At 59.1% G+C, this 16,279-nt stretch carries 15 protein-coding genes and 2 rRNA genes (1 of these 17 cut by a window edge); 11 read left to right on the plus strand and 6 right to left on the minus strand.

From position 1 onward, the window contains the following. The 6 genes from J3D54_RS13075 to J3D54_RS13100 all read left to right on the plus strand — a co-directional run. A 23S ribosomal RNA gene (locus J3D54_RS13075) occupies window positions 1–545 on the plus strand; it begins 2,347 nt to the left of the window's first position. Between the two features lie 137 nt (window positions 546–682). Continuing rightward, a 5S ribosomal RNA gene (rrf, locus tag J3D54_RS13080) occupies window positions 683–798 on the plus strand. A 149-nt stretch (window positions 799–947) separates the two neighbouring features. Next, window positions 948–1,607: a paraquat-inducible protein A gene (locus J3D54_RS13085; protein ID WP_253418688.1), complete on the plus strand. Its 660-nt coding sequence runs from the start codon at window positions 948–950 to the stop codon at window positions 1,605–1,607. Continuing rightward, entirely contained in the window at window positions 1,594–2,217 is a 624-nt protein-coding gene (locus J3D54_RS13090) for a paraquat-inducible protein A (protein WP_253418691.1), read from the plus strand. The genes J3D54_RS13085 and J3D54_RS13090 overlap by 14 nt, the downstream gene beginning before the upstream one ends. Further along, window positions 2,210–4,513, plus strand: coding sequence for an intermembrane transport protein PqiB (locus J3D54_RS13095; protein ID WP_253418694.1), 2,304 nt, complete (start codon window positions 2,210–2,212; stop codon window positions 4,511–4,513). Before J3D54_RS13090 ends, J3D54_RS13095 begins: the two co-directional genes overlap by 8 nt. Window positions 4,514–4,671: 158 nt before the next feature. Continuing rightward, window positions 4,672–5,613, plus strand: coding sequence for an AEC family transporter (locus J3D54_RS13100; protein ID WP_253418697.1), 942 nt, complete (start codon window positions 4,672–4,674; stop codon window positions 5,611–5,613). Between the two features lie 135 nt (window positions 5,614–5,748). On the opposite strand, the gene J3D54_RS13105 is transcribed toward J3D54_RS13100, so the two are convergent. From J3D54_RS13105 to gatC, 6 genes are all read right to left on the minus strand, one after another. Then, the gene (locus tag J3D54_RS13105; protein WP_253418700.1) at window positions 5,749–6,129 is read right to left on the minus strand and encodes a carboxymuconolactone decarboxylase family protein; all 381 of its coding nucleotides are present in this window, start codon (window positions 6,127–6,129) and stop codon (window positions 5,749–5,751) included. Next, the gene (locus J3D54_RS13110) at window positions 6,126–7,187 is read right to left on the minus strand and encodes a calcium/sodium antiporter (RefSeq protein ID WP_253418703.1); all 1,062 of its coding nucleotides are present in this window, start codon (window positions 7,185–7,187) and stop codon (window positions 6,126–6,128) included. The genes J3D54_RS13105 and J3D54_RS13110 overlap by 4 nt, the downstream gene beginning before the upstream one ends. A gap of 50 nt (window positions 7,188–7,237) precedes the next feature. Continuing rightward, complete coding sequence (locus J3D54_RS13115; RefSeq protein WP_253418706.1) at window positions 7,238–7,612, minus strand: septal ring lytic transglycosylase RlpA family protein; 375 nt, start codon at window positions 7,610–7,612, stop codon at window positions 7,238–7,240. Between the two features lie 224 nt (window positions 7,613–7,836). Further along, window positions 7,837–9,282: an Asp-tRNA(Asn)/Glu-tRNA(Gln) amidotransferase subunit GatB gene (gene gatB, locus J3D54_RS13120; protein WP_253418709.1), complete on the minus strand. Its 1,446-nt coding sequence runs from the start codon at window positions 9,280–9,282 to the stop codon at window positions 7,837–7,839. Between the two features lie 10 nt (window positions 9,283–9,292). Next, window positions 9,293–10,744, minus strand: coding sequence for an Asp-tRNA(Asn)/Glu-tRNA(Gln) amidotransferase subunit GatA (gatA, locus tag J3D54_RS13125; RefSeq protein WP_253418712.1), 1,452 nt, complete (start codon window positions 10,742–10,744; stop codon window positions 9,293–9,295). A gap of 16 nt (window positions 10,745–10,760) precedes the next feature. Next, window positions 10,761–11,048, minus strand: a complete 288-nt coding sequence (gene gatC, locus J3D54_RS13130; protein ID WP_007901429.1) for an Asp-tRNA(Asn)/Glu-tRNA(Gln) amidotransferase subunit GatC — start codon at window positions 11,046–11,048, stop codon at window positions 10,761–10,763. Window positions 11,049–11,258: 210 nt separating this feature from the next. Between gatC and mreB the strand changes: the two genes are divergently transcribed. The 5 genes from mreB to rng all read left to right on the plus strand — a co-directional run bounded on the left by mreB (window position 11,259) and on the right by rng (window position 16,264). Then, window positions 11,259–12,296, plus strand: a complete 1,038-nt coding sequence (gene mreB / locus J3D54_RS13135; protein ID WP_002555108.1) for a rod shape-determining protein MreB — start codon at window positions 11,259–11,261, stop codon at window positions 12,294–12,296. 143 nt (window positions 12,297–12,439) lie between these two features. Beyond that, window positions 12,440–13,570: a rod shape-determining protein MreC gene (mreC, locus tag J3D54_RS13140; protein ID WP_367399650.1), complete on the plus strand. Its 1,131-nt coding sequence runs from the start codon at window positions 12,440–12,442 to the stop codon at window positions 13,568–13,570. Further along, the gene (gene mreD / locus J3D54_RS13145) at window positions 13,570–14,061 is read left to right on the plus strand and encodes a rod shape-determining protein MreD (RefSeq protein WP_086944700.1); all 492 of its coding nucleotides are present in this window, start codon (window positions 13,570–13,572) and stop codon (window positions 14,059–14,061) included. Before mreC ends, mreD begins: the two co-directional genes overlap by 1 nt. Window positions 14,062–14,152: 91 nt before the next feature. Continuing rightward, on the plus strand, window positions 14,153–14,749 hold the full coding sequence (locus J3D54_RS13150) for a nucleoside triphosphate pyrophosphatase (protein WP_253418718.1): 597 nt from the start codon (window positions 14,153–14,155) through the stop codon (window positions 14,747–14,749). A 57-nt stretch (window positions 14,750–14,806) separates the two neighbouring features. Beyond that, window positions 14,807–16,264, plus strand: coding sequence for a ribonuclease G (rng, locus tag J3D54_RS13155; RefSeq protein ID WP_253418720.1), 1,458 nt, complete (start codon window positions 14,807–14,809; stop codon window positions 16,262–16,264). Window positions 16,265–16,279: the final 15 nt, after the last annotated feature.

The following is a 16,279-nucleotide window of genomic DNA, read 5'->3' on the forward strand; positions in this document are numbered from 1 at the left end:
ACGTCGAGCAGGTACGAAAGTAGGTCTTAGTGATCCGGTGGTTCTGTATGGAAGGGCCATCGCTCAACGGATAAAAGGTACTCCGGGGATAACAGGCTGATACCGCCCAAGAGTTCATATCGACGGCGGTGTTTGGCACCTCGATGTCGGCTCATCACATCCTGGGGCTGAAGCCGGTCCCAAGGGTATGGCTGTTCGCCATTTAAAGTGGTACGCGAGCTGGGTTTAGAACGTCGTGAGACAGTTCGGTCCCTATCTGCCGTGGACGTTTGAGATTTGAGAGGGGCTGCTCCTAGTACGAGAGGACCGGAGTGGACGAACCTCTGGTGTTCCGGTTGTCACGCCAGTGGCATTGCCGGGTAGCTATGTTCGGAATAGATAACCGCTGAAAGCATCTAAGCGGGAAACTAGCCTCAAGATGAGATCTCACTGGGACCTTGAGTCCCCTGAAGGGCCGTCGAAGACTACGACGTTGATAGGTTGGGTGTGTAAGCGCTGTGAGGCGTTGAGCTAACCAATACTAATTGCCCGTGAGGCTTGACCATATAACACCCAAGCAATTTGAGTCGAAAGGCCAGATTGCGGTGTGTGAAGACGCAATGAACCGAAAGTTCGCACAACACACAAACTATCGCATACCCAATTTGCTGAAGCGTCGAAAGACGGTTCGGTACCCGAATTTCTTGACGACCATAGAGCATTGGAACCACCTGATCCCATCCCGAACTCAGAAGTGAAACGATGCATCGCCGATGGTAGTGTGGGGTTTCCCCATGTGAGAGTAGGTCATCGTCAAGATTAAATTCCGAAACCCCTATCTGCGTACGCAGGTAGGGGTTTTGTTTTGTCCGCAGAAAAAGTCTACTTCGCTGGCAACACAAAATTGCACAGTTATTTTCGAGTCAGGACACTAGAATAGGTCCAACATTTTTGGAGCCAGAGCCTTTATGCCAGATCCGGTTGACGCCCCAGGGCTGTCAGATTTACCACTGGACGGTTTGGTGGCGTGTCATGAGTGCGACTTGCTGATGCGCAAGCCTGAACTCGCCCCTGGTGAGAAGGCCATTTGTCCACGCTGCGGTTATGAGCTGTATGCCCATCGGCACAATGTCGTGCAGCGCAGTCTCGCCTTGGTCATTGCCGCACTGTTGTTGTATATCCCTGCGAACTTTTTACCCATCATGCAGCTCCATCTACTCGGACAGTCATCGAATGACACTGTCTGGAGTGGTGTTGTCGGCCTGTTCGATACCGGTATGCAGGGCGTAGCAGCAGTGGTATTTCTCTGCAGCATGGGGATTCCGCTGCTCAAGCTGCTCTGCCAATTGGTGGTATTGCTGAGTATCCGATTCGATATCGGACGCAGCTACGGTTTGCTGCTCTACCGCATTTATCACCATCTACGGGACTGGGGGATGCTCGAGGTTTACCTCATGGGCGTGTTGGTCGCGATCGTCAAATTGGCCGATATGGCGGCGATTACCGTAGGTCTTGGTCTGGCGTGCTTTATCAGTTTGTTGTTGGTTCAGATCTGGCTGGAAGTGGTGATGTCACCGCACCAGATCTGGCAGGCTTTATCAGGAGAAGATGCCCATGCGGGCGATTGATGCGGGCATTCTGGTTTGTGCCGAATGCCACGAGTTGAACAAGCAGGAAGCCGGTACCGACGAGCAGGTCTGCACCCGTTGTGGTGCTTTGGTTCATGCCCGCCGACCGAATAGCCTGATGCGTACCTGGGCGCTGCTGGTCACGGCTGCGATTATTTATATCCCGGCCAATGTGCTGCCGATCATGACTGTCAGTTCCCTGGGGCAGGGAGATCCGAGCACCATCATGTCCGGCGTGATCCAGCTGGTTCAGCACGGCATGATTCCAATCGCGGCTGTGGTTTTTATTGCCAGTATTCTGGTACCTACGTTCAAACTGGTGGGCATCGGGCTGCTACTGTTTTCGGTGCAGCGCCGCCAGCCACTCTCCGCTCGCCAACGTATCTGGATGTACCGCTTTATCGAGTTCATTGGCCGCTGGTCGATGCTCGATATTTTTGTGATCGCTATCCTGGTGGCGGTTGTGAATTTTGGACGGCTTGCCAGCGTCGAAGCCAATCTTGGCGCCATCGCCTTCGCCAGTGTGGTGATTCTGACGATGCTTGCCGCAGTAACTTTCGATCCCCGACTGATTTGGGATAACACGGAGTCGGACGACGACCATGACTGATTTGCCTACAGCGAAAACTCGACCGGCCTCTAACTGGTCTGCCATTTGGGTGTTGCCCCTGATCGCCTTGCTCATTGGCGGCTGGCTCGCCTGGCGTGCCTATAGCGAGACAGGCATCGAGATCCATGTGCGCTTCGAAAGCGGCGAAGGTATTCAGGCCAACAAGACCGAAGTCGTTTACAAAGGCATGTCGGTCGGTAAGGTGAAAGCCCTCACACTCGATGACGAAGGCGGCTCAAAAGGCGTGATCGCTACCATCGAGATGAATAAGGATGTGGAGCAATACCTCAAGACCAGCACGCGTTTCTGGCTGGTCAAACCGAGCGTAACCCTGGCTGGCATCACGGGCCTGGAGACGCTGGTCTCGGGTAACTATGTGGCCGTCAGCCCGGGAGAGGGCGAACCGACCCGCAAGTTCAAGGCCTTGGCCGAAGAGCCGCCAATGTCGGACGCCAAACCCGGTTTGCACCTGACCATCAAGGCTGATCGTCTGGGTTCGCTGAATCGCGGTAGCCCAGTGTTCTACAAGCAGATCCAGGTCGGTCAGATTAAAAGCTACTTGCTGTCCGCGGACCAGAACACCGTTGAACTCAAAGTTTTCATCGAGCCGACCTACGCCAGTCTGGTACGCAAACACACGCGTTTCTGGAATGCCAGCGGTATCAGTATCGACGCCAACCTCTCTGGTGTGAAAGTGCGTAGCGAGTCCCTCGCCAGCATCGTCGCCGGTGGTATTGCGTTTGCCACGCCGGAAAACCGCAAGGACAGCCCGCCCACCGATCCAAGCCTGCCGTTCCGTCTCTACGAAGACTTCGATGCAGCCGCCGCTGGCATCCGGGTCAAGGTCAAACTCAGCGATTTCGAGGGCCTGCAGGCCGGTCGTACGCCAGTGATGTACAAAGGCATCCAGGTCGGCAATCTGAAAGCGCTCAAGATTGACCCAGACCTGTCCAGTGCGACCGCCGAGCTGACGCTCGACCCACTGGCCGAGGATTACCTGGTCACCGGCACGCAGTTCTGGGTGGTCAAACCGTCGATTTCGCTCGCCGGTATCACCGGTCTGGAAGCGTTGGTCAAAGGTAACTACATCGCCGTTCGCCCTGGCGACAAGGGCGGCGCACCGCAACGCGAGTTCGAAGCCCGGGCCAAGGCACCGCCACTGGATCTGCGTTCGCCGGGCCTGCACCTGGTGCTGTTCACCGAAAATCTTGGTTCACTGGAAGTCGGTAGTCCAATTCTCTACAAGCAGGTCAAGGTGGGATCGGTGCAGAGCTACCAGTTCTCCCGCACCAAAAAGCAGTTGGTGATTGGTGTGCACATAGAGAAGGAATACGAAGGGCTGGTCAACGCCTCGACGCGCTTCTGGAATGCCAGCGGCATTACGCTGACGGGGGGGCTGACCGGCGGCATTCAAGTCAAAAGTGAGTCGTTGCAAAGTCTGATGGCTGGCGGTATTGCTTTCGAAACCCCGGAAGCCAAAGCGCCGTTGCAGAAGCGCATTCCGCGTTTCCGTCTGTTCGCCAGCCATGAAGAGGCAAGCCAGAAAGGCGCCGTGGTGACGATCAGGGTTGATCGCGCCGATGGTCTGCGCACGGGCACCCCGGTTCGGTTTAAAGGCCTGGACGTCGGCAAGATCGAAGACGTCGACCTCAGTGATGACCTGCAATCGGTGCTGCTGACCGCGCGGATCACTGAGGTGCCGGAGCGTATCGCTCGGGTGGGCAGCCAGTTCTGGGTGGTCAAGCCTGAATTGGGTCTGATCAAGACGTCCAACCTTGAGACACTGGTGACAGGGCAGTACGTCGAAGTGCAACCGGCGCCGAAGAACCTCGGTCCGCAAAAGGACTTCATAGCACTGATCAATCCCCCGGAAACCGCCAAGGAAGAGGCCGGTTTGAGCCTGGTATTGAGTGCTGCTCGTCGAGGTTCGCTGAAGACTGGTGTGCCCGTCACCTATCGCGAAATCACGGTGGGCAAGGTGACTGGCTATGAACTGGGCCAGACGGCGGATCGAGTGTTGGTACATATTCTGATCGAGCCGAAGTATGCGCCGTTGGTACGCAGTGGCACGCGGTTCTGGAACACCAGTGGTTTTGGTTTTGACTACGGCTTGTTCAAAGGAGCAACCATACGCACCGAGTCTCTGGAGACGCTGATCCAGGGTGGTATCGCCTTTGCTACACCGGATGGCGAGCGCATGGGTGTCCCGGCGCGGCCCGAGCAAACGTTCCCGCTGTTCGACAAGTTTGAAGATGAATGGCTGACGTGGGCACCGAAGATTTCTATCGGTAAGTAACCTGAGGTTAATGTGGCGTTTACTAGGACGCCTTCGCTGGCACGTCGGGTCGCCGCACCGCTGATCCGACTTGCCAGCGAAGATTGTCTACCAGACGCCGATGTCTCCGGTGGCTTATCATTAGCCCCCTAACGACGCCCACCCAAGGTTCCCCCGGCATGCTGGCTATTTTCCTCGCAACCCTGAACATCACCGCGCCGGTGTTTGCCATGCTGTTACTGGGGGTGCTGCTCAAGCGCATCGACTGGATCAACGACAACTTCATCCATACCGCGTCGGCCCTGGTGTTCAATGTCACCATGCCGGCCTTGCTGTTTCTGGGCATCTTGCATGCCGACCTGCACGCTGCGTTGCAACCGGCGCTGCTGATCTACTTCTCGGTCGCGACCCTGGTGTGCTTTGCGATTGCCTGGGGTTGGGCGATCTGGAAATGCCCGCGGGAAGATCGTGGCATCTACACCCAAGGTGCGTTTCGCGGCAATAACGGGGTAATCGGCCTGGCCCTGGCGGCGAGCATGTACGGTGACTATGGCATTTCCCTCGGGGCGATTCTCGCGGCGCTGGTGATCCTGTTCTACAACACGCTCTCGACCATTGTGCTGGCGGTCTACAGCCCGGTCATCAAATCTGATCCGTGGAGCATCTGCAAAAGCGTGATGGTCAATCCGCTGGTTATCAGCGTGTTTGCGGCCGCGCCATTTGCCTGGTTCCAGATCGGCTTGCCGGGGTGGCTGGAGAGGTCCGGGCAATATTTGGCGCAGACCACCTTGCCATTGGCATTGATCTGCATCGGTGGCACGTTGTCGTTGGCGGCAATGCGCAAAAGCGGGTCGATGGCACTGAGTTCAAGCTTGGTGAAGATGATCGGCCTGCCGGTCCTGGCGACGCTGGGTGCCTGGCTCTGGGGCTTTCGTGGGGCGGAGTTGGGGATTCTGTTTCTGTACTTCGGTAGCCCAACCGCCGCGGCCAGTTTCGTCATGGCCCGGCAGGCCAATGGCAATCATGAACTGGCGGCGGCGATCATTGTGATTACTACGCTGATGGCGGCGGTTACCACCAACATCGGGATCTTTTTGTTGCAGTGGGGTGGGTGGATCTAGCCTCGTGATTTGCGGTGTTCTTCAGATCCATTCGCGGGCAAGCCCCGCTCCTACAGGATTTTCGCCGAACGCAATATATGCGAACGACATAAAACCTGTAGGAGCGAGGCTTGCCCGCGAAGGCGATAGATCTGCCTACTCCGGCTTCTGATAGGTAGCGATCACTTCCTGCGCCGCCCGAAACGCCTCGATCGCCGCTGGCACGCCGGCGTATACCGCGCAATGCAGCAGCGCTTCGCGAATCTCTTCCACGGTGCAGCCATTGTTCAGCGCACCGCGCACATGGCCTTTCAATTCTTGCGGGCACTTCAACGCGGTCAGCGCGGCGAGGGTGATCAGGCTGCGGGTTTTCAGCGGCAAACCTTGTCGATTCCACACGCCGCCCCAAGCGTGCTCATTGACGAAGTCCTGCAGCGGCTGGGTGAATTCGGTGGCGTTGCCCAAGGCGCGGTCGACGAACGCGTCGCCCATCACTTGGCGGCGGATTTCAACCCCAGGCTTTTTATCAGTGCTCATGGCAATTCCCTCTTGTGGTGTTGGCGACGCCAGGCGCGCAGCGAGGTGAACAGCAAAAATGCCACCAGTGCCGGCAGAACGAAAAACAGCATCAGGTGTTCAAGCTTGCCGGCCAGCGGCATGCCTGTGGTGAACGACACCACGTGCAGCCCATAGGCCAGGTACAAGCCCAAAAACAGCAGACCTTCGGCACGGGTCACCCGGTAGCCGGAATAGAACACCGGCAGGCACAGCACCGCGACTCCGAGCATCACCGGCAAATCGAAGTCCAGCGCGTTGGGCGAGACCGACAGCGGTGACGGCGCGATCAACGCGGTCAGCCCAAGTACGCCCAAGAGGTTGAACAGGTTGCTGCCGATCACGTTGCCCACCGCGATGTCCCGCTGACCGCGCAGCGCGGCGATCAACGAAGTGGCCAGTTCCGGCAGGGAGGTGCTGACGGCGACAATGGTCAGGCCGATGATCCGCTCCGACAACCCTAGGTCGGTCGCGACCGCCACTGCGGCACTAAGCAGTAGATGCCCGGCGAATACCAGCATTGCCAGCCCGGCGACAATCATCAGCAGACTGCTGAACCACGGTGCCTGCGGCGCTTCATGAGGCGCCGATGGCGGGCGTGTCGAGTGCCGCGACTGGCGCAGTAGCAAGCCCAGATACAGCGCCAGCGCGGTCAGCAGTATCACGCCATCGGCCCGGGTCAGTTCTTCATTCCACGCCAGTACGAACACCAGCAGACTGGCGCCGATCATCAGTGGAATATCCAGGCGCACCAATTGCCGTGAAACCCGCAACGGAATAATCAGTGCCGAGAGCCCGAGTGTGACGAGGATGTTGAAGATGCTGCTGCCGATCACGCTGCCAACGGCGATGTCGGCGTTTTGCGCCAGGGTGGCTTGCAGGCTGATCGCCATCTGCGGCGCGCTGCTGCCGAGGGCCACGATGGTCAGGCCGATGATCAGTGACCGTACATGCAGACGCGCGGCCAGGCGTACGGCGGCGCGCACCATCAGTTCGGCGCCGGCGATCAGTAAAAACAGACCGCTGAGCAATTCAATCACGCTGATCAGGGGTAAATCGGCCAGTCCGAAAATAGTCAGCGCTCCGTCTATCAGTCGTCGAGGGCTTGCACGCGAACCTTCGCGGTGCCACTGCGCAGCATACCCAACTGTTCGGCCGCTTCACGGGACACGTCGATCAGACGCCCACTGGAATACGGTCCACGGTCGTTGATGCGCACCACGCAGGACCTGTCATTATTCAGGTTGGTAATCTTCACCCGGGTGCCGAATGGCAACTGGCGATGGGCGGCGGTCAGGCCATGCTGGTTGAAGCGCTCACCGCTGGCGGTGCGTTTGCCATGATGCTTGGCGCCGTAATACGAAGCCGTGCCGGTCTTGTCGTAGCCGTGTGGATCGATGGTATCCGTACTGGCGCAACCGGCCAGCAGGGAGAGCAGGGCGCAGGCGCTGAGCAGACGTTTCATAAAAGGTATCCCTGAAACAAATGTGGGAGCGAGCTTATGTGGCGAGGGGGCTTGCCCCCGTTGGACTGCGCAGCAGTCCCAATAACTGAGCACTCGGTTTGTCAGATGCAACCCGAATCCAGATATTGGGGCCGCTTCGCGACCCAGCGGGGGCAAGCCCCCTCGCCACAAAAGCCCGCTCCCACAGGGAATGGAGCCAGGCTTGAGATCTGGCTCCATTCTCATCAGCCTTCGAGCTTGCTTTTGAGCAGTTCGTTGACCTGTTGCGGGTTGGCCTTGCCTTTGGAGGCTTTCATGGCCTGGCCGACGAAGAAGCCGAACATTTTGCCGCGCTTGGCTTCGTCTGCCGCGCGGTACTGTTCGACCTGTTCAGCGTTGGCCGCCAGCATCTCGTCCAGAACCGCCGAGATCGCGCCGGTATCGGTCACTTGCTTGAGGCCGCGCTTGTCGATGATCTCGTCCGCGCTGCCCTCGCCGTTGGCCATGGCTTCAAACACCACTTTGGCAATCTTGCCGGAGATGGTGTTGTCCTTGATGCGCAGCAGCATGCCGCCCAGTTGCTCGGCCGAAACCGGCGACTGGTCAATGTCCAGGCCTTGCTTGTTCAACAGGCTGCCCAGTTCAACCATGACCCAGTTGGCCGCCAGTTTGGCGTCGCCACTGATGCTCACGACTTTCTCGAAGTAATCGGCTTGCTCACGGCTAGTGGCCAGGACGCTGGCGTCATACACCGACAGCCCGAACTGCGCCTGGAAGCGCTCGCGTTTCTGCGGTGGCAGCTCCGGCAGGGTGGCGCGTACGTCATTGAGGAACGAGTCCTCGATGACCACCGGCAGCAGGTCCGGATCGGGGAAGTAACGGTAGTCGTTGGCTTCCTCTTTGCTACGCATCGGACGGGTTTCGTCCTTGTTCGGATCGTACAGGCGAGTCTGCTGGATCACCTTGCCGCCGTCTTCGATCAGCTCGATCTGGCGCTGTACTTCGCTGTTGATCGCCTTCTCGATGAAGCGGAACGAGTTAACGTTCTTGATCTCGCAGCGCGTACCGAACTCGGCCTGGCCTTTCGGACGGATCGATACGTTGCAGTCGCAACGCAGCGAGCCTTCGGCCATGTTGCCGTCGCAGATGCCCAGGTAGCGTACCAGCGCGTGGATCGCCTTGACGTAAGCCACGGCCTCCTTGGCGCTGCGCATGTCCGGTTCGGAAACGATTTCCAGCAACGGCGTGCCGGCACGGTTCAGGTCGATGCCGGTGGCACCGTTGAACTCTTCGTGCAGGCTTTTACCGGCGTCTTCTTCCAGGTGCGCGCGGGTGATACCGACGCGTTTGACGGTGCCGTCTTCTAGAGCGATGTCCAGGTGGCCCTTGCCGACGATCGGCAATTCCATCTGGCTGATCTGGTAGCCCTTGGGCAGGTCCGGGTAGAAGTAGTTTTTACGGGCGAACACGTTGTGCTGACCGATCTCGGCATCGATGGCCAGGCCGAACATCACCGCCATGCGCACCGCTTCCTGGTTCAGCACCGGCAGTACGCCGGGCATGCCGAGGTCAACCAGGCTGGCCTGGGTATTCGGCTCGGAACCGAAGGTGGTGGAACTACCGGAAAAGATTTTCGACCGGGTAGTGAGCTGGGTATGAATCTCCAGCCCGATCACGACTTCCCATTGCATGTGTTTCTCCTCAGAAGCCGGTTGGGGTACGGGTGTGCCAGTCAGTGTTTAGCTGATACTGATGGGCAACGTTCAACAGGCGACCTTCCTGGAAATACGGGGCGAGCAGTTGCACGCCGACCGGCAGGCCATCGACAAAACCTGCCGGCATGGACAGGCCCGGCAGGCCGGCGAGGTTGGCGGTGATGGTGTAGACATCTTCCAGGTACTCAGAGACCGGGTCGTTGTTTTTGGCGCCGAGCTTCCAGGCCGGGTTCGGCGTGGTGGGGCCGAGGATGATGTCGACCTCATTGAAGGCTGCCATGAAGTCGTTCTTGATCAGGCGACGAATCTTCTGGGCCTTCAGGTAGTAGGCGTCGTAGTAACCGGCCGACAGCGCATAGGCGCCGACCATGATCCGGCGCTGCACTTCCGGGCCGAAACCTTCGCCACGGGAACGCTTGTACAGGTCTTCCAGGTTTTTCGGGTCTGCGCAGCGATAGCCGAAACGCACACCGTCGAAACGCGACAGGTTGGAGGACGCTTCTGCCGGAGCGATCACGTAGTACGCAGGAATCGCGTGCTGCATGTTCGGCAGGCTGATTTCCTTGACCACGGCGCCGAGCTTTTTCAGCTCTTCGACGCTGGCCATGACCAGGTCGGCGATGCGTGGGTCGAGACCGGCGCTGAAGTATTCCTTCGGCACGCCGATGCGCAGGCCTTGCAGCGAACCGTTGAGGCCGGCGCTGTAATCAGGCACGGGCTCGTCGATGCTGGTGGAGTCCTGCGGGTCGAAACCGGCCATGCCTTGCAGCAGGATCGCGCAGTCTTCGGCGGTACGAGCGAGCGGGCCTCCCTGATCGAGGCTGGACGCGTAAGCGATCATGCCCCAGCGCGAAACACGACCGTACGTCGGTTTCAGGCCGGTGAGGTTGGTAAAGGCTGCCGGTTGTCGGATCGAACCGCCAGTGTCGGTTGCCGTCGCCGCTGGCAACAGACGAGCGGCTACCGCAGCCGCCGAACCACCGGACGAACCACCTGGAACGCATTCCTTGTTCCACGGGTTCTTCACCGCGCCGTAGTAGCTCGACTCGTTGGCCGACCCCATGGCGAATTCGTCCATGTTGGTCTTGCCCAGGGTCACGGTCCCGGCAGCCGCCAGTTTGGCGACCACGGTGGCGTCGTACGGCGCCTTGAAGTTGTCGAGCATCTTCGAGCCGCAGCTGGTACGGATGCCCTGGGTGCAGAACAGGTCTTTGTGAGCGATCGGCGCGCCAAGCAGGGCGCCGCTCTCACCGTTGGCCCGACGAGCGTCAGCGGCTTTCGCCTGCTGCAGCGCCAGGTCTTCGGTGAGGCTGATGAAACTGTTGAGCTGCGGGTCGAGCTGGGCAATGCGCGCCAGCAGGACTTTGGTCAGCTCTTCGGAAGAAAACTTTTTATCGGCGAGTCCGCGGGCGATCTCGGCCAGAGTCAATTGATGCATTGCAGGCTCTTTCCCTTTAGTCGATGACTTTCGGAACCAGGTACAGGCCGTTTTCGACCGCTGGTGCGATGGACTGATAGGCCTCGCGATGATTGGTCTCGGTCACGACGTCTGCACGCAGACGCTGGCTGGCCTCCAGTGGGTGGGCCAGCGGCTCGATACCGTCGGTATTGACCGCTTGCATTTCGTCGACCAGCCCGAGAATGCTGTTCAGGGCCGAAGTGATGTGTGGAAGATCGGCATCATTGAGGCCAAGGCAGGCCAGATGAGCGATTTTTTCCACGTCGGAGCGTTCAAGCGCCATGGGATTCTCCAGTGGAAAACAAAACGGACCGCGTCCGTGTGTTAGATTGTCGGAACACTACCGCATATCTACGGTCTCAAGGCCGCGATTGTGGTGCTTGGTGCACAGAAAAGCGGCCAATTTAACATATTGGCGCCTTGCCCAAAATCCCTGTCGTTGTTAGAGTTTGCCGCACTTTTTTACCCACGCGTTGCCTAGGGTCCCTTTCCCATGTTCAAGAAACTGCGTGGCATGTTTTCCAGCGATCTTTCCATTGACCTGGGCACTGCCAACACCCTTATTTACGTGCGCGAGCGCGGTATCGTCCTGAATGAGCCATCGGTTGTGGCTATTCGGACACACGGTAACCAGAAAAGTGTCGTTGCTGTCGGCACCGAGGCCAAGCGCATGCTCGGTCGTACGCCGGGCAATATTGCAGCCATTCGTCCGATGAAGGACGGCGTGATCGCCGACTTCAGCGTTTGCGAAAAAATGCTGCAGTACTTTATCAACAAGGTTCACGAAAACAGCTTTTTGCAGCCTAGCCCTCGTGTGCTGATCTGTGTTCCATGCAAATCCACCCAGGTTGAGCGCCGTGCCATCCGTGAGTCGGCCCTCGGTGCCGGCGCCCGTGAAGTGTTCCTGATCGAAGAGCCAATGGCTGCTGCGATCGGTGCCGGCCTGCCGGTTGAAGAAGCCCGTGGTTCGATGGTGGTCGATATCGGTGGCGGTACTACTGAAATCGCGCTGATCTCCCTCAACGGTGTGGTCTATGCCGAATCCGTACGGGTTGGCGGCGACCGTTTCGACGAAGCGATCATCACCTACGTGCGTCGCAACTACGGCAGCCTGATCGGCGAGTCCACCGCCGAGCGCATCAAACAGGAAATCGGTACAGCCTACCCGGGCGGCGAAGTTCGTGAAGTCGACGTTCGTGGCCGTAACCTGGCCGAAGGCGTTCCACGTGCGTTCACCCTGAACTCCAACGAGGTGCTGGAAGCTCTGCAAGAGTCGCTGGCCACCATCGTTCAGGCAGTGAAAAGTGCGCTGGAGCAATCGCCTCCGGAACTGGCTTCCGATATCGCCGAACGTGGTCTGGTACTGACCGGTGGTGGCGCCTTGCTGCGCGACCTCGACAAGTTGTTGGCCCAGGAAACCGGTCTGCCGGTGATCGTTGCCGAAGACCCGCTGACCTGCGTTGCTCGCGGCGGTGGCCGTGCATTGGAAATGATGGATAAACACACCATGGACTTGCTGTCGAGCGAGTGATCTCGCCCGATGCATCTATGCTGGTGAGCCCGCAGGCAGCACTTTGCAGTGCTGCCTGTTGGTGTTTATCTTCTGTCAGTCTGCATCCAGGCCGGTTTGATGCCGTATGAATAAAGAGAACATTTGCCTGGGAGGAGCGGCTTATTAAACCGCTTTTCACCAAAGGCCCCTCACTGGGCGTGCGCTTGTTGGTGCTGGTCGTGCTATCGGTCGCGCTGATGGTGGTCGATGCCCGCTTCACACTGCTCAAGCCAGTGCGTAGCCAAATGTCGCTGGTGCTGATGCAGTCTTACTGGATCACCGACCTGCCGCAGCGGCTATGGCAAGGTGTGGCCAGCCAATTCGGCAGCCGGACCGAGCTGGTCGCCGAGAACGAAAAACTCAAAACCGAAAACCTGCTGCTGCAGGGGCGCATGCAAAAGCTTGCTGCCCTCACCGAGCAGAACGTTCGGCTGCGCGAGTTGCTCAACTCTTCCGCACTGGTCAACGAGAAGGTCGAAGTGGCGGAGTTGATCGGCATGGACCCCAACCCCTTCACCCATCGCATCATCATCAATAAAGGTGAGCGTGACGGTGTGATCCTCGGTCAGCCGGTACTCGATGCCCGCGGCCTGATGGGCCAGGTGGTCGAGTTGATGCCGTACACCTCTCGCGTACTGTTGCTGACCGACACCACCCACAGCATTCCGGTGCAGGTGAACCGTAACGGTCTGCGGGCGATTGCCAGCGGCACCGGCAACCCGGAGCGCCTTGAGCTGCGTCATGTGGCCGATACCGCCGATATTAAAGAAGGCGATCTGCTGGTCAGCTCCGGCCTCGGTCAGCGTTTCCCGGCGGGTTACCCGGTGGCGACGGTCAAGGAAGTCATCCACGATTCCGGTCAACCGTTTGCCATCGTGCGTGCGGTGCCGACTGCCGCGCTGAACCGCAGCCGTTATCTGCTGTTGGTGTTCAGTGATGGTCGCACCGCCGAGGAGCGCGCCAACGAAGCCGCCCAGGCTCAAGAGGCTCTGGATCGGCAGGGTGGCGGGCCGATCATTCCTGCAACCGTGCCGAAACCGGCCGCGTCGGTGATACCGGCTGCCGTTACAACTCCGGCTACTCCGGCGGCTGAGCCTGCTGCCGCGACCCCGGTCAAGCCTGCCGCGTCCCATCCTGCTGCCGCCAAGCCACCCGCGACGGCACCTACGGCCACCAAACCCAAACCCGCGGCCGTGAAGCCTGCTGCCAAACCGCCTGTCGCCGCGCCGGCCACCACTGGGGGAACAGAATAATGGGCGGTGCAACTTCTTCCCGGAACGGCTGGATGGTCTGGCTGACTTTCGCCATCGGCATGTTGCTCAGCGTTTCACCGCTGCCGCAATTCATGGAGATCCTGCGTCCTTTGTGGCTGGCCTTGCTGTTGGCCTTCTGGGCGTTGGCCATGCCGCAGAAAGTCGGCATGGTGACCGCCTGGTGCCTGGGGTTGGCCGAAGACGTGTTGTATGGCACGTTGCTGGGCCAGAACGCGTTGATCCTCACACTCATTACGTTCCTGGTGCTGTCGCTGCAACAGCGCCTGCGCATGTTCCCGATGTGGCAACAGAGCCTGGTGATTCTGGTGATCTTCGGCCTCGCCCAACTGGTTCAGTTGTGGCTGAGCGCCCTGACCGGTAATCGTCAGCCGACCCTGGCGCTGGTATTGCCGGCGCTGGTCAGTGCGTTGCTCTGGCCTTGGATCAGCTTCGGTTTGCGCGGTTTGCGTCGACGCTACAAAATCAATTAATTCGGTCAGGCATGTGCTCGCACCTGGTGCTCTGTCTCGCCAATAAGGAACAGTATTCGTGAGACAGGGCACCAGACAGGGAGATGTCTTGATGAAACAGCTGTACCTCGCCTCAGGCTCGCCGCGTCGGCGTGAACTGCTCACGCAGATCGGCGTGCCGTTCACCGCCATCAGCGCGGACATCGATGAAACCCCTTTCCCTGAAGAATCCCCATTGGCTTATGTCGAGCGCCTGGCGCGCGGCAAGGCCGAGGCCGGGCACAGGACGGTCGTGTCCGACGCAGATTTTTGCGTGCTGGGCGCCGACACCGCCGTGGTGCTGGACGGGAAAATTCTCGGTAAGCCGGTGGACGAAGCCGACGCATGCGCCATGCTTATGCTGTTGTCCGGTTGCGAGCATGAAGTGCTGACGGCGATTGCGGTGCACGATGGTGAACGTTGCGAGTCTCTGGTGGTACGCAGTCTGGTGCGCTTTCGCACCATTGACCGCGACGAAGCAGCGGCCTACTGGGCCAGCGGCGAACCCCGGGACAAGGCGGGCGGCTACGGGATTCAAGGATTGGGCGCGGTGTTCGTTGCCGGGCTCAATGGCAGTTACTCGGCGGTGGTCGGATTGCCGCTGTGCGAAACCGCAGAACTACTCGGCCATTTCGGCATACCCTGTTGGCAAACCCTTAACGCGCGCTGAGCGTCGTACTGACAAGATGCGGCCATTATCGTGAACATGCCTGAACGAGACCCTGCCATGAGTGAAGAGATTCTGATCAACATCACGCCGATGGAATCGCGTGTGGCGGTGGTCGAAAACGGTGTCCTGCAAGAGGTCCATGTCGAGCGCACACAAAAGCGCGGCATCGTCGGCAACATCTATAAAGGCAAGGTGGTGCGGGTATTACCGGGCATGCAGGCGGCTTTCGTCGATATCGGTCTGGACCGCGCCGCCTTCATTCACGCCTCGGAAATTTCCCTGCGCGAAGGCCCGGCGGTAGAGAGCATCAGCGCCCTGGTTCACGAGGGGCAGAGCCTGGTGGTGCAAGTCACCAAGGACCCGATCGGCTCCAAAGGCGCGCGCCTGACCACGCAACTGTCAATTCCGTCGCGCTATCTGGTGTACATGCCGCGCACCGCCCACGTCGGTATTTCCCTGAAGATCGAAGACGAAGCCGAGCGCGAACGCCTCAAGCAAGTGGTCACCGACTGCGTGGAGAAAGAAGGTATCAAGGAAGCTGGCGGTTTCATTCTGCGTACCGCTGCCGAAGGGGCCGGGGCCGATGAAATCCTCATGGACATCCGCTACCTGCGCAGGCTCTGGGACCAGATCAACGCCCAGATCAAAACCATCAACGCGCCAAGCGTGATCTACGAAGACCTCGGCCTGGCGTTGCGGACCTTGCGCGACCTGGTGAGCCCGAAGATCGAAAAGATCCGCATCGACTCCCGGGAAACCTTTCAGAAAACCACGCAGTTCGTCGCCGAACTGATGCCGGAAATCGCCGACCGTCTGGAGCATTATCCGGGCGAACGGCCGATTTTTGACCTGTATGGCGTCGAAGACGAGATCCAGAAAGCTCTGGAGCGCAAGGTGCCGCTCAAATCCGGTGGCTATCTGGTGGTCGACCCGGCGGAAGCCATGAGCACCATCGACGTCAACACTGGAGCCTTCGTCGGTCATCGCAATCTCGAAGAAACCATCTTCAAGACCAACCTCGAAGCCGCCACCGCCATTGCCCGTCAGCTGCGTCTGCGCAACCTGGGCGGGATCATCATCATCGACTTCATCGACATGGAGGATGAAGAGCATCAGCGTCAGGTGTTGCGCACCCTCGAGAAGCAACTGGAACGCGATCACGCCAAGACCAACATCATCGGCATCACCGAGCTGGGCCTGGTGCAGATGACTCGCAAGCGCACCCGCGAAAGTCTCGAGCAAGTGCTGTGCGAACCGTGCAGCAGTTGCCAGGGGCGCGGCAAGCTCAAGACTCCGGAAACTGTGTGCTACGAGATTTTCCGCGAAATCCTGCGTGAGGCCCGCGCCTATCAGGCCGAAGGCTATCGCGTGCTGGCGAACCAGAAAGTGGTCGACCGCTTGCTCGATGAAGAGTCGGGCAACGTCGCCGAGCTCGAAGGGTTTATCGGGCGCACCATTCGATTTCAGGTAGAAACCATGTATTCCCAGGAACAATACGACGTGGTGCTGCTCTGAAGCGTTGTATTTCAA

Origin of the sequence: Pseudomonas sp. GGS8, from assembly GCF_024168645.1 — a bacterium.
Lineage (GTDB): Bacteria > Pseudomonadota > Gammaproteobacteria > Pseudomonadales > Pseudomonadaceae > Aquipseudomonas.

What these genes read in the sequence shown, in the direction of transcription:
- J3D54_RS13085 (WP_253418688.1), top strand. Translation starts at nt 948, where the DNA reads ATGCCAGATCCGGTTGACGCCCCAGGGCTGTCAGATTTACCACTGGAC.
- J3D54_RS13090 (WP_253418691.1), top strand. Translation starts at nt 1,594, where the DNA reads ATGCGGGCGATTGATGCGGGCATTCTGGTTTGTGCCGAATGCCACGAG.
- J3D54_RS13095 (WP_253418694.1), top strand. Translation starts at nt 2,210, where the DNA reads ATGACTGATTTGCCTACAGCGAAAACTCGACCGGCCTCTAACTGGTCT.
- J3D54_RS13100 (WP_253418697.1), top strand. Translation starts at nt 4,672, where the DNA reads ATGCTGGCTATTTTCCTCGCAACCCTGAACATCACCGCGCCGGTGTTT.
- J3D54_RS13105 (WP_253418700.1), bottom strand. Translation starts at nt 6,129, where the DNA reads ATGAGCACTGATAAAAAGCCTGGGGTTGAAATCCGCCGCCAAGTGATG.
- J3D54_RS13115 (WP_253418706.1), bottom strand. Translation starts at nt 7,612, where the DNA reads ATGAAACGTCTGCTCAGCGCCTGCGCCCTGCTCTCCCTGCTGGCCGGT.
- gatB (WP_253418709.1), bottom strand. Translation starts at nt 9,282, where the DNA reads ATGCAATGGGAAGTCGTGATCGGGCTGGAGATTCATACCCAGCTCACT.
- gatA (WP_253418712.1), bottom strand. Translation starts at nt 10,744, where the DNA reads ATGCATCAATTGACTCTGGCCGAGATCGCCCGCGGACTCGCCGATAAA.
- gatC (WP_007901429.1), bottom strand. Translation starts at nt 11,048, where the DNA reads ATGGCGCTTGAACGCTCCGACGTGGAAAAAATCGCTCATCTGGCCTGC.
- mreB (WP_002555108.1), top strand. Translation starts at nt 11,259, where the DNA reads ATGTTCAAGAAACTGCGTGGCATGTTTTCCAGCGATCTTTCCATTGAC.
- mreD (WP_086944700.1), top strand. Translation starts at nt 13,570, where the DNA reads ATGGGCGGTGCAACTTCTTCCCGGAACGGCTGGATGGTCTGGCTGACT.
- J3D54_RS13150 (WP_253418718.1), top strand. Translation starts at nt 14,153, where the DNA reads ATGAAACAGCTGTACCTCGCCTCAGGCTCGCCGCGTCGGCGTGAACTG.
- rng (WP_253418720.1), top strand. Translation starts at nt 14,807, where the DNA reads ATGAGTGAAGAGATTCTGATCAACATCACGCCGATGGAATCGCGTGTG.